This window comes from Pseudonocardia sp. MH-G8 (genome assembly GCF_002262885.1).
Classification (GTDB): domain Bacteria; phylum Actinomycetota; class Actinomycetes; order Mycobacteriales; family Pseudonocardiaceae; genus Pseudonocardia.
The window spans coordinates 38,841-50,532 of sequence record NZ_NKYF01000045.1; the positions used below are offsets into that span (position 1 = coordinate 38,841).

Consider the following 11,692-nt stretch of genomic DNA (forward strand, 5'->3'; position numbering starts at 1 on the left):
GCCGCGGTCAGGGCCTGCGTGCCGTGGAGAACTCCACCCAACGGGCCAGCAGGCGCTCGGCAGCCCCCGAGTCGATGGCCGCGGCAGCGCGGGCGAGCGCCGCCGGGAAGGCGTCGGCCAGCTCCGGCGGCGCGCCGTCGAACGCGATGAGCGCGCCGGCGGCGTTGAGCAGCACCGCGTCGCGCACGGGGCCGGTGCGCCCGGCGAGGAGATCGTTGACGACGTCGGCGTTCTCGGCCGGGCTGCCGCCGCGCAGGTCCTCGCGGGAGGCCGGGGCGATGCCGAGCGCGGCGGGGTCGAGGCTCTCCTGCCGCACCTCTCCCCCGCCGACGACCCAGACGCTGCTGGTGGTCGTGGTCGTGAGCTCGTCGAGGCCGTCGTCGCCGCGCACCACGAGCGCTGAGGCGCCGCGCCCGGCGAAGACCTCGGCGATCACCGGGGCCAGCCGGGCGTCCGCGCACCCGACGAGCGCCGCGAGCGGCTGGGCGGGGTTGGTGAGCGGCCCGAGCACGTTCATGGCGGTGGGGATGCCGAGCTCGCGGCGCACCGGCGCGGTGTGCCGGAAGCTCGGGTGGAACACCGGCGCGAAGCAGAACCCGATGCCGATCTCGGCGACGCACGCCTCGACGCCGGCGGGCGGCAGGTCGATGGCCACGCCCAGCGCCTCGAGCACGTCGGCCGCCCCACTCGACGACGAGGCGGCCCGGTTGCCGTGCTTGACGATCGGCGCGCCCGCGGCCGCCACCACCATCGCGGTCATCGTGGAGATGTTGACGGTGTGGGCCTGGTCGCCCCCGGTGCCCACGACGTCGACGGCCGGACCGGGCACGGTGACCCGCCGGGCGTGGCGCAGCATCGCCTCCGCGAGGCCGGCGATCTCCGCGGCCGTCTCGCCCTTGGCGCGCAGGGCGACGAGGAAGCCGGCCAGCTGGGCTGGCGTGGCCTCGGCCGAGAGCACCCGGTCCATCACCCATGCGGTGTCGAGCGCGCCGAGGTGCTCGCCGCGGATCAGCCTGGCGAGCAGGGCCGGCCAGGTGTGCCCGGAGTCAGCCACGAGCGGAGCCGAGGGGCGCTCCGCCTGCGCTCCGCACGGCGGGCGCCGCGGACTGCCGCAGCACGTCGGCCACCGTCTCGGCGGCGGTGAGCGGGTCGAGGGGGTGCACGAGCACCGCGTCGGCCTGTGACCAGGTGGCGAGCCACCTGTCGTCACGCCTGCGCACGGTGACGACGATCGGCGGGCAGTCGTCGATCTCGTTCTTGAGCTGGCGGGAGATGCCCATACCGCCGGTGGGCTGCGCCTCGCCGTCGAGGATCGCCAGGTCGAGCTCGCCCGCGTCGGCGAGCTGCAGCACCTCGGCGATCCCGCTCGCTTCGACGAACGTCACCCGACCGAGATCGGGGGCCGGACGCCGACCGACGGCCATGACGATGGCCTCCCGCACCTCGGGGCGGTGGCTGAACACCAGCACGGTCAGGTTCTCGCGCGCGACGGGGCTGCTCACACCGACGAACTGTAGTGCGGCGCGCTCGCCCGTCCGGTAGCGCCTGCCCGGGGGTAAGGACGACAGGCTGTAGAAGATGGGTCATACTGCCGAGGTGACGACTGCGGCACCCAACATCAGCGCGCGCATCCACTCGCTGAACCGCCCGAACCTGGTCAGCGTTGGCACCATCGTCTGGTTGTCCAGCGAGCTGATGTTCTTCGCGGGGCTGTTCGCGATCTACTTCACGGCCCGGGCGCAGAACGCGCCGACGGAGACGTGGCCCCCACACCCGACACACCTGAACGTCCCGTACGCGCTCGTGGTGACGATCATCCTGGTGCTGTCGTCGTTCACCTGCCAGTTCGGTGTGTTCGCCGCCGAGCGCGGGGACGTGTTCGGGCTCCGCCGCTGGTACCTGCTGACCCTGGCGATGGGCACGATCTTCGTGCTCGGCCAGGGCTACGAGTACTACCAGCTGGCGCACGAGGGCACCACGCTCTCGTCGAGCGCCTACGGCACCGTCTTCTTCCTGACCACCGGCTTCCACGGCCTCCACGTCATCGGCGGGCTCGTCGCCTTCGTCTTCCTGCTGATCCGCACGAAGCTCAGCAAGTTCACCCCGCAGCAGGCCACCGCCGCCATCGTCGTGTCCTACTACTGGCACTTCGTGGACGTGGTGTGGATCGGCCTGTTCACCGTCATCTACTTCATCAAGTGATCCCCGAGCGCTAAGGGCTGGACGACGCCGACGATGACCACCACACCTCCTTCGAAGCCCCGCGGACCGCGCAGCCGGTTCCGCCGCCGTGTGGCCGGCGCCGTGGCGCTGGGCATCGGGTTGCTCACCGCGGGCGGCCTCTACACCGCCTTCGCCCCGGAGCCCCAGGTGGCCACGGCGCAGGAAGGCGACTCCGCCCTGATCGCGAAGGGCCAGGAGCTCTACAACAACCACTGCATCTCCTGCCACGGCTCCAACCTGCAGGGCGAGGAGGACCGCGGCCCGAGCCTCATCGGCGTCGGTGACGCGGCGGCGTACTTCCAGGTCTCCACGGGCCGCATGCCGCTGGCCCGGCAGGAGGCCCAGGCGGTCCGCAAGCCGCCGCTGCCCCACTTCGACCCGGCCACGGAGGAGGGCGCAGCCAACCTCGACGCGCTGGGCGCCTTCATCCAGGCCAACGGCGGCGGCCCCACCCGTCCGGGTGCCGAGGGCGCGGCCCTCGTGGGCGCCGACCCCGCGCGCGGCGGCGAGCTGTTCCGCCTCAACTGCGCGTCCTGCCACAACTTCACGGGCCGTGGTGGCGCCCTCTCGTCCGGCAAGTTCGCGCCGGACCTGGACGCCTCGACGCCCACGGACGTCTACACCGCGATGCTCACGGGCCCGCAGAACATGCCCAAGTTCTCCGACCGGCAGCTCGCGCCGGACGAGAAGGAGGACATCATCGCCTACGTCGAGTCGGTGACGAACGGCAACAACAACCCGGGCGGTCTCGCGCTCGGTGGGGTCGGCCCGGTGTCCGAGGGGCTCATCGCCTTCATCGTCGGCATCGCCGCCATGATCGGTGTCGCCATGTGGCTGGGAGCCAAGTCATGACCACCTCGAGCCAGCACCCACCCGCCCTCGGCACGGAGAACCCGCAGCCGCCCGCGCCCACCGCGGCCGAGGTCGAGGACATGTCCGTCGAGCAGCGCGCGCGGCTCGCCGGCACCCTCGACGACGTCGACGTCGTCCACAACCAGCCCAAGTGGCCGCTGGCCGGCACCCGTGCGGAGAAGCGCGCCGAGCGCGCGGTGGCGATGTGGTTCGCCATCTCCACCCTGGCCGGGCTCGCCTTCCTCGTGGCCTTCCTGTTCTGGCCCTACGAGTACAAGGCGCCCTCGGAGGAGGGCTACACGCTCTACGCCCTCTACACGCCGGTCGTCGGCGGCATGTTCGGGCTCTCGGTGTTCGCGCTGGGCATCGGCGTGATCGCCTACATCAAGAAGTTCTTCCCGGACGAGGTGTCGGTGCAGCAGCGCCACGACGGCGCCTCCGACCAGGTCGCGCGGCTGACCGTCACCTCCCAGCTGATGAAGGCCGGTCAGGACACCGACATCGCGCGCCGGAAGCTGATCGTCCGGGCCGCCGGTGGCGCCGCGGGCGTCCTCGGCCTCGGCCTCGGCGTCGCGGCCGTCGCGCCGCTGGTGCGCAACCCGTGGAAGGGCGGCGACGAGGCGGCGCTGTGGGTCACCGGCTGGCGGCCGGTGAATGGCGAGACCGTCTACCTGCGTCGCGACACCGGCGACCCGCACGAGGTCTCGCTCGTGCGCCCGGAGGACCAGGCGCCCGGCTCGATGGAGACGGTGTTCCCGTTCCGCGAGTCCGACCGTGACGACGAGGAGGCGCTCATCCACGCGCTCCGCGCCTCGGACGCCCCGGTCATGCTGATCCGGCTGCGTCCCGGCCAGCCGGTCGTGCAGCGGGGCGGCCAGGAGGACTTCCACTACGGCGACTACTACGCCTACTCGAAGATCTGCACCCACCTCGGCTGCCCCACCTCGCTCTACGAGGCGCAGACCAACCGGATCCTGTGCCCCTGCCACCAGACCCAGTTCCTGGCCACCGAGTACGGCAAGCCGATCTTCGGTCCCGGAACGCGGCCGCTCCCCCAGCTCCCGATTACGGTCAACGACGAGGGATACCTCGTTGCGACGAGCGACTTCCACGAGGCGGTCGGCCCGGCCTTCTGGGAACGGAGGTACAACCCGTGAGCGCCATCACGACACCCACCGGCTCAGGTGGCAACGCGCAGGTGATCGCCGCATTGGACGGCGTCGACCAGCGCTACCACCCGGCTGCGGGGATGCGGAAGCAGTTCAACAAGGTCTTCCCGACGCACTGGTCGTTCATGCTCGGTGAGGTCGCGCTCTACAGCTTCATCGTCCTGCTGCTCTCGGGCACGTACCTCGCGCTGTTCTTCGACCCCTCCATGGAGGAGGTCGTCTACAACGGGGCCTTCGAGAACCTGCGCGGCGTCCACATGTCGCGGGCGTACGAGAGCACGCTGGAGATCTCGATGGAGTTCCGCGGCGGGCTGTTCGTCCGCCAGGTGCACCACTGGTCGGCGCTGCTGTTCATGGCCGCGATGGTCGTGCACATGTTCCGGACCTACTTCACCGGCGCCTTCCGCAAGCCGCGCGAGGCCAACTGGGTGATCGGCGTCCTGCTGCTGTTCCTCGGCTTCTTCGCCGGCTTCACCGGCTACTCGCTGCCCGACGACCTGCTGTCCGGCACGGGCCTGCGGATCGCCTCCGGGTTCATGCTCGCGGTCCCGGTGATCGGCACCTGGTCCCACTGGGCGATCTTCGGCGGGGAGTTCCCCGGCACCGAGATCATCCCGCGCCTCTACATCGTGCACGTGCTGCTCATCCCGGGCATCCTGCTCGCGCTGATCGCGGTGCACGTCGGGCTGGTCTGGTACCAGAAGCACACCCAGTTCCCGGGCCCCGGACGCACCGAGGGCAACGTCGTCGGCGTCCGGATCCTCCCGGCGTTCGCGGCGAAGGGCGGCGCGTTCTTCGCCGTCACCGTCGGCGTCATCGGGATCATGGGCGGGATCCTGCAGATCAACCCGGTCTGGAACTTCGGGCCCTACAACGCGGCGCACATCTCCGCGGGGTCGCAGCCCGACTGGTACGTCCTCTTCACCGAGGGCATGCTGCGGATCTTCCCCCCGTGGGACATCCACATCTTCGGCTACAACATCCCTCCGGCGTTCTGGGCGAGCCCCGCGTTCCTCCCGGTGCTCTACACGCTCGCGGGCGCGTACCCGTGGATCGAGCGCAGGTTCACCAAGGACACCGCACTGCACAACCTGCTGCAGCGGCCGCGGGACGTGCCGGTGCGCACCTCGCTGGGCGTCATGGGCATCTCCTTCTACACGATGCTCGTGCTCAGCGGCAGCAACGACCTGATCGCCTACTTCTTCGACGTCTCGCTGAACGCCACGACGTGGGCGGGTCGCATCGGCGTGCTGGTGGTGCCCCCGATCGCCTACTGGGTCACCTACCGGCTCTGCCTGGGCCTGCAGCGTTCGGACCGCGCGGTGCTCGAGCACGGCATCGAGACCGGCGTCATCAAGCGGCTGCCCCACGGCGAGTTCGTCGAGGTGCACCAGCCGCTGGGCGGTGTCGACTCGCACGGCCACGCGATCCCGCTGGAGTACCAGGGCGCTCCGGTGCCCAAGCGGATGAACCAGCTGGGCTCGGGCGGCTCGCCCGTCCCCGGCTCGCTGCTCACGCCCGACTCCAGCACGGAGACGGCGGCGCTGGAGCAGGCCCGCGCCGAGGGTGCCGCTGCCGAGGAGGCCGCCCGCAACGGCCACCACAACGGCCAGCACGGCGACGCCGAGCGCGAGGCCCGCACCGAGCAGCGGGAGGCGCTCTCCGGCAGCACGCCGGAACCGCGCCACTAGCGCGCAGCACGAGAACGCGATGATGGCCCCGCCGGCCCGCCGGCGGGGCCATCATCGTTCGCAGGCTCGGACCCGCACCGGCGAGGCGGGCACGGCCAGGAGCGCGACCGCCGGCACGACCGAGAGCAGCAGGTACGCGTCGGGCCAGAACGAGATCAGCCCGGTGGCCGGGATCGGGCCGACCGCCGGACCGGGCAGCCTGGTGACGACGGCGGCGGTCACGACGAGGACGCCCCCGAGGCCCACCGCCGCCCACCGCTCCCCCGCCACCGCCCGGGCCCCGAGCAGCACCGCGAGCGGCACGACCCACACGTAGTGGTGCGACCACGCGAAGGGTGCCAGAGCGGCCGAGGCGAGCCCGCACAGCGTCACCGCGAGCACTTCCCGACCGCCGCGGTGCGCGCGCACCGCCAGCACGACGGTGACCGCCCCGAGCACGGCGGCGCCCGCGAGCCACGGCAGCGGGCCCTCGATGCCGAGGCGCCCGAGCATCCCGTTCAGCGAGTGGTTGCTCGGGCCGGCGACGTCGGAGATCCGGTCGGCCGAGGCGAACGTGCCCTCGAACCAGAACGCCACCGAGTCGGCGGGCGCGGCCAGGAAGCCGAGCGCCCCGGCGGCCACGAAGGTCGCCACGGCGGTGGCGGCGGCCCGCCACCGCCGCGTGACCAGCAGGTACCCGACGAACACCAGCGGCGTCAGCTTCACCGCCGCGGCGAGGCCGACCCCGACCCCCCGCCACCGGCTCCCCGGCCGGCCCAACAGGTCGCCGACGACGAGCGCGAGCAGCACGATGTTGATCTGGCCGAGGTAGAGCGTGGTGCGCACCGGGTCCAGTGCCGTGGCGAGGACCGCGATCAGCGCGACCGCCGGCAGGCCCGCCCGCGGCGCGCAGCGGTGCACGACGTAGGCCAGCAGGGCGACGCCCACGGCCGTCCAGAGGAGCTTCAGCAGGCCCAGCGGGAGCAACGCGAGCGGGGCGAACAGCACCGCGGCGAACGGCGGGTAGACGAACGGCAGGTCCAGCAGCACGCCGCCCTCGTAGAGCGGCTGCCCGGCCAGCACGTGCTCACCGCCCGCGCGGTAGACCTGCAGGTCGATCAGCAGCACGTGCGCGTCGGGCCACAGCGCGAGCACGACGGCCTGCGCCACCAGCACCAGCGCGGCCGCCCCGGCGAGGAGCGGCACTACTCGGGGAGGTCGAACTCGCCGGCGTCGACGCCCTTGACGAACGCCTCCCACTCCGCGGCCGTGTAGACGTGCGGCTCGCAGTCGGGGTCACCGGCGCGGCGCAGCGCGGCGCCCCCGTCGGGCAGCCGGGCGACCTCCACCGCGTCGTCCCCGTCGCTGGCGCTGCTGCGCATCCAGACGACGTCGTCGGGCACGCGGCTCACCGGTCGTGCTCCCCCTGGGCGAGACCGGGAACCATGGCGCCACCTCCGGCTGTGCGTTCTCGTCGGAGACCCCACCGGCGGACGTCCCACGCCCCGGCCGAGGTCGGAGGGCAGTCTAGTGCTCCCTACTGGTGCTCCCGCGGAGCTGCCCCGGCCCGACCGGGAAGCTGTCTCGGCGCTCGACGTCGCCGTAAAAGGCGAGGAGGGCCTGCGCCAGCCGGGCCGGCGCCTCCATCGCCACGTAGTGCCCGATGCCGTCGAGGGACGCAGCGGTGACGTCCGTGGCGACCTGCCGCATCGTCGACGCCGTGAAGCCCCCTGACCGGCCGCCCACCGCGAGCGTCGGGGTGCTGATCTGCGGCGAGGCGAGCGCCACCATCTCGGCCCCTTCCCGCAGCATCGACCGGTAGAGCCCAGCGGCGCCGCGGAACGCGTCCGGCCGGGCGTAGGTGCGCACGAGCTCGTCGACGTCGGCGGGCGTGAACGCGTCCGGCGTCGCGCTGAGGCTCGGGATGGCGTACCCGGCGAGGAACTCGCGCTCGCGCCCGGCGAGCAGCATCTCGGGGATGCCGGCGGTGACGAGGACGCCGATGTGCCAGGCACCGCCGCGGGTGACGTCGGCGAGCGCCTCGAGGCCGAACCCGGGAAGGCCGGTCTCGACGGCGGTGTAGGTGCGAACGAGTTCGGGATGTGCGGCGGTGAGCCGGAACGTCGTGGGGCCGCTGATGTCCTGGCCGGTCAGGTGGACGGGGCCGAGATCGAGCCGGGCGATCAGCCCGCGCAGATCGGCCGCGGCGGTGGCGCTGTCGTGGTCCTCGCCCGCGGTGGCGGAGTCACCGAAGCCGCGCAGGTCGACGGCGAACACGCGGTGGTGCTCTCCGAGGAGCGGGATCAGCTCGTGGAAGACCCACCACGTCTCGGGGAACCCGTGCACCAGGAGCACCGGTGACCCGGTGGTACCCGCGGAGACGTAGTGCAGCTCGGTGCCGTTGACGTGGACGCGGTGGTGCTCGACGCCGGGCGGGGTCCGGATCATGATTCTCCTCCAGATATTGGACAAGCTCCTTGTCCAAGTTAACGATAGACAAGGAGCTTGTCCACTCGATGCGGGCTTATGCTCCGCCCATGGAGCGATCTTCCGGCGCCGAGCTCGCGCTCCTCCTGCTCCGCGGCTTCCGGGCGATGGTGGACGACGTCACGCGCGAGTTGGCGAATCGCGGGCACGCCGGCGTGCGGCCGGCCGACGAGTTCGCCCTGCGTGCGGTCGACGCGGGAGCCGACACCGCCTCCGAGCTCGCGCGGCGCCTGTCGATCACCAAGCAGGCCGCCGCGCAGCGGATCGCCGTTCTGCAGCAGCTGGGGTACGTCGATCGCGAGCTCGATCCGAACGACGCCCGCCGCAAGCGACTGCAGGTCACGGCCCGCGGCCACGAGATGATGACGATCGGCGGGGCGCTCCTGGACGACGTGCGCGACCGCTGGGCAGCCGAGATCGGAACGCCGGCGCTCACCGCCCTCGAAGCGCACCTGGCGCGGCTGACCGAAGGGACGCCGCCTCCGGCCGACGACGTCCGGGACTAGCGGTTCCCGCCGGAACACCATGGGCAGCACATCTCCGAGCCACTTCTCGTAGCGATCATCATCGGAGGGCACGCCGGACCGGCGATCGTGTTGGCGCCATCACGGCCTATCGCTGCAGCACTACGCGCCGGCTGCCCCGGCGGCGATCTCGCGGAGGGCGGTGACGCACTCGTCGACCACGCGGCGCACGAACGCCCGCGGATCCTCGTGCGCCGCAGGCCGTTCCGGCACCACCGTGTGCACCGTGCCGTCCTCGAGCAGGTCGAAGGCGCCCACCCGCTGCCGCTGCGCCATGAGCGGCGCGTGGGCGGTGTCGTGGTGGACGATCTCGCTGGCGCCCTCCGGAGGCAACGGGGCCAGCCAGGCGTGCTCGGCGGCGATCACGCGGTCGGCAGGCAGGAGTGCGAGCGCCGCGCCGCCGCTGCCCTGCCCGAGCAGCACCGACACGGTGGGCACCGTCAGGCTGGTCATGTCGGCGAGGCAGCGGGCGATCTCCCCGGCGAGCGCGCTCTCCTCGGACTCCGGCGACAGGTCCGCCCCGGGTGTGTCGATCACCGCGACGACCGGGAGGCGCAGCTCCTCGGCGAGCCGCATCCCCCGGCGCGCCTCGCGGAGCGCGGTGGGCCCCAGCGGCCGCTCCGGGGTCTGACGGCGGCGGTCCTGCCCGATCAGGACGCACGGCGTGCCGCCGAACGAGGTGAGGGCGAGCAGCAGCGCGGCGTCACGCTGACCGTCACCGGTGCCGCTGAGCGGGATGACGTCGTCGGCGCCGAACCGCAGCAATTCGCGCACACCGGGACGGTCGGGCCGGCGTGTCAGCAGCACCGACTCCCAGGTCGGCGTCGTGCGCCGCGCCGGCTCGGCGGGCTCGGGCGCAGTCACTCGCGGCGGCACCCCGCGCCCGGGCTCGACCCCCTCGGGCCGGAGCAGCCGCAGCACCCGACCGGCCACGGCAGCCAGCTCGTGCGGCGCGACGACGGCGTCGATGACGCCCTTCGCCACGAGGTTCTCGGCGACCTGGACGCCGCCCGGGAACGGCGTGCCGGTGATCGCCTCGACGACCCGCGGGCCCAGGAAACCGATGAGCGCCCCGGGCTCCGCGACCGTGACGTGTCCGAGGGAACCCCAGGACGCGAAGACCCCGCCCGTCGTCGGGTTCCGCAGGTAGACGAGGTAGGGAAGGCCAGCGGACTTGTGCGCCACGAGAGCCCTCGAGATCGAGATCATCTCGACGAACGCAGGCGTTCCCTCCTGCATCCGGGTGCCGCCGGAGGCGGTCGCGACGAGCAGCGGCAGGCGTTCCCGCGTGGCCCGCCGGACGGATGCCACGATGCGGCGCGACGTCGCGCGCCCGATCGTCCCCCCGAGGAAGGCGAACTCCCCCAGGATCACCGCCACCGGGACACCGTCGATCACGCCCGCGCCCGTCGTGACGGCCTCATCGGCGCCGGAACGTTCCCGCGCCGCCGCGAGCTGCGCGGCGTACTCCGGGTCGACGCCCGGATGCTCGATCGGGGTGTCCCAGCTGACGAAGCTGTCACCGAGGGCGAGCCGGATCAGCTCCCGTGCGGTCGTCATCAGGTGCCCCTTCCTCGGAACAGGTCGAGCGTCAACAGGAGCGCGACGTCGCAGACCGTTCACCTCTCGAGGTGACCACGGACGAGTACGAGTGTCTCATCGACCAGCCCTCCCTCCTCGGCGTCGAGGACGCAGCTCCCGCGTTGCGTCCGACGTACACAGACAACTCGTTGTTCTGCCACATCGATCATCTCGCCACGCACCGTTCACTATTGCAAACGGTGGACCACCCGAACAGACCCATGCCATCGAACACCTGTTCGACTAAACTGGAAGTGTGTCCGCCGTCGCCGCCGCATACGAACACCTCCAAGAGGCGTTCGACGCATTCCGGCAGGCCGCGGAAAACCCCCTGACCTCAGACGCGGAACTGCTGTCGGTACTCACCATCGGCGAAGGCATGTCCCGACAACACGACCACCTCACCGTCTCCACCACCGCCGCCCTGCAACGGCGCGGCACGTTCACCGAACGCGGCTACCGCAAACCCGAAGGCGCACTGACCGACCTTCTGGGCTGCGACTCCTACGAAGCCCGCCGCCGCGTGGTCGCCGCCGAGCAGGCGTGCGAGCAGATCGGGATCGACGGCACCGTGCTCCCCGCCCGGCTCCCCGCCACGGGGAAGGCGTTCGCCGCCGGGCAGGCAGGGCTGCGTCACGTCGAAGTCATCGCCGCCCTGCTCAACACTGCGGAGGCTGGGCGGATCACCGACTGGCAACGCGCGGGGCTGGAAGAGCAGCTGGCCGGTATGGCCACCGAATACTCGCCCGGACAGCTACGCAAGATCGGCACCCAACTGCTGGAAGCGCTGGACGGCGACGGTCCCGAGCCTGATGACAATCCGCCGGAGCCGGTCAACCGGCTGCAGGTCCGTAAGCGTCGCGACGGGTCGGGCGGGACGATCAGCGGGCAGTTCGACGACGCGGCGATGTTCGACGCGATCGCCACCGTCATCGACGCCAAGGCGAAGCCCCTCGGCCGGGATGATCAACGATCGACGGGGCAGCGTCAGGCCGAAGCCCTCGCCGACGCGTGTGGGTTCGTCCTCGCTCACGCCGACCACGCCACCCTGCCCGACGCCGGTGGGCGGCGGCCGCACTTGAACGTGTTGATCCGGCTCGAGGACCTCGAAACCCGCGCCCGGTCGGCGATGCTCGACTTCGGCGGCCGCATGACCGCAGAGTCGTTGCGGATGCTGGCCTGCGAC

The 11,692-nt window shown here is 72.0% G+C and carries 12 protein-coding genes; 6 read left to right on the forward strand and 6 right to left on the reverse strand.

What is annotated here, in order from left to right; genetic code table 11:
• Positions 1–7 precede the first annotated feature (7 nt).
• Together trpD and CFP66_RS45030 are read right to left on the reverse strand one after the other, a co-directional pair.
• Positions 8–1,054: an anthranilate phosphoribosyltransferase gene (gene trpD, locus CFP66_RS45025; RefSeq protein ID WP_094931526.1), complete on the reverse strand. Its 1,047-nt coding sequence runs from the start codon at positions 1,052–1,054 to the stop codon at positions 8–10.
• Entirely contained in the window at positions 1,047–1,502 is a 456-nt protein-coding gene (locus CFP66_RS45030; protein ID WP_094931527.1) for a hypothetical protein, read from the reverse strand. Before CFP66_RS45030 ends, trpD begins: the two co-directional genes overlap by 8 nt.
• Before the next feature lie 76 nt (positions 1,503–1,578).
• Between CFP66_RS45030 and CFP66_RS45035 the strand changes: the two genes are divergently transcribed.
• The 4 genes from CFP66_RS45035 to CFP66_RS45050 are packed head-to-tail and all read left to right on the forward strand — an operon-like array spanning position 1,579 to position 5,935.
• Positions 1,579–2,202: a heme-copper oxidase subunit III gene (locus CFP66_RS45035; protein WP_094931528.1), complete on the forward strand. Its 624-nt coding sequence runs from the start codon at positions 1,579–1,581 to the stop codon at positions 2,200–2,202.
• 33 nt (positions 2,203–2,235) lie between these two features.
• Positions 2,236–3,075 (forward strand): c-type cytochrome, encoded by an 840-nt coding sequence (locus tag CFP66_RS45040; RefSeq protein WP_094931529.1) that lies wholly within the window; start codon positions 2,236–2,238, stop codon positions 3,073–3,075.
• The gene (locus tag CFP66_RS45045) at positions 3,072–4,232 is read left to right on the forward strand and encodes a ubiquinol-cytochrome c reductase iron-sulfur subunit (RefSeq protein ID WP_094931530.1); all 1,161 of its coding nucleotides are present in this window, start codon (positions 3,072–3,074) and stop codon (positions 4,230–4,232) included. Before CFP66_RS45040 ends, CFP66_RS45045 begins: the two co-directional genes overlap by 4 nt.
• A complete protein-coding gene (locus tag CFP66_RS45050) occupies positions 4,229–5,935 on the forward strand; it encodes a ubiquinol-cytochrome c reductase cytochrome b subunit (protein WP_094931531.1) in 1,707 nt (568 codons plus the stop codon). Before CFP66_RS45045 ends, CFP66_RS45050 begins: the two co-directional genes overlap by 4 nt.
• Before the next feature lie 51 nt (positions 5,936–5,986).
• Here the strand turns inward: CFP66_RS45050 and CFP66_RS45055 are convergent, their stop codons facing one another.
• The 3 genes from CFP66_RS45055 to CFP66_RS45065 form a co-directional block, all read right to left on the reverse strand.
• Positions 5,987–7,120: a glycosyltransferase 87 family protein gene (locus tag CFP66_RS45055; protein ID WP_158228465.1), complete on the reverse strand. Its 1,134-nt coding sequence runs from the start codon at positions 7,118–7,120 to the stop codon at positions 5,987–5,989.
• Positions 7,120–7,326 (reverse strand): DUF397 domain-containing protein, encoded by a 207-nt coding sequence (locus CFP66_RS45060; RefSeq protein WP_233160260.1) that lies wholly within the window; start codon positions 7,324–7,326, stop codon positions 7,120–7,122. Before CFP66_RS45060 ends, CFP66_RS45055 begins: the two co-directional genes overlap by 1 nt.
• A gap of 115 nt (positions 7,327–7,441) precedes the next feature.
• The gene (locus tag CFP66_RS45065; protein WP_094931535.1) at positions 7,442–8,362 is read right to left on the reverse strand and encodes an alpha/beta fold hydrolase; all 921 of its coding nucleotides are present in this window, start codon (positions 8,360–8,362) and stop codon (positions 7,442–7,444) included.
• Between the two features lie 89 nt (positions 8,363–8,451).
• On the opposite strand from CFP66_RS45065, the gene CFP66_RS45070 reads away from it, so the two are divergent.
• Positions 8,452–8,907 carry a MarR family winged helix-turn-helix transcriptional regulator gene (locus CFP66_RS45070; RefSeq protein WP_094931537.1) on the forward strand — a complete coding sequence of 152 codons (456 nt, stop codon included), beginning with the start codon at positions 8,452–8,454 and terminating at the stop codon, positions 8,905–8,907.
• A 120-nt stretch (positions 8,908–9,027) separates the two neighbouring features.
• Here CFP66_RS45070 and CFP66_RS45075 read toward each other — a convergent pair whose 3' ends face one another.
• Positions 9,028–10,485 (reverse strand): carboxyl transferase domain-containing protein, encoded by a 1,458-nt coding sequence (locus CFP66_RS45075; protein WP_094931540.1) that lies wholly within the window; start codon positions 10,483–10,485, stop codon positions 9,028–9,030.
• A 277-nt stretch (positions 10,486–10,762) separates the two neighbouring features.
• On the opposite strand from CFP66_RS45075, the gene CFP66_RS45080 reads away from it, so the two are divergent.
• Positions 10,763–11,692 (forward strand): DUF222 domain-containing protein (locus CFP66_RS45080; RefSeq protein ID WP_143517619.1); only part of this gene is annotated, 930 nt, incomplete at its 3' end.

What these genes read in the sequence shown, in the direction of transcription:
- CFP66_RS45035 (WP_094931528.1), top strand. Translation starts at nt 1,579, where the DNA reads ATGGGTCATACTGCCGAGGTGACGACTGCGGCACCCAACATCAGCGCG.
- CFP66_RS45040 (WP_094931529.1), top strand. Translation starts at nt 2,236, where the DNA reads ATGACCACCACACCTCCTTCGAAGCCCCGCGGACCGCGCAGCCGGTTC.
- CFP66_RS45045 (WP_094931530.1), top strand. Translation starts at nt 3,072, where the DNA reads ATGACCACCTCGAGCCAGCACCCACCCGCCCTCGGCACGGAGAACCCG.
- CFP66_RS45065 (WP_094931535.1), bottom strand. Translation starts at nt 8,362, where the DNA reads ATGATCCGGACCCCGCCCGGCGTCGAGCACCACCGCGTCCACGTCAAC.
- CFP66_RS45070 (WP_094931537.1), top strand. Translation starts at nt 8,452, where the DNA reads ATGGAGCGATCTTCCGGCGCCGAGCTCGCGCTCCTCCTGCTCCGCGGC.
- CFP66_RS45075 (WP_094931540.1), bottom strand. Translation starts at nt 10,485, where the DNA reads ATGACGACCGCACGGGAGCTGATCCGGCTCGCCCTCGGTGACAGCTTC.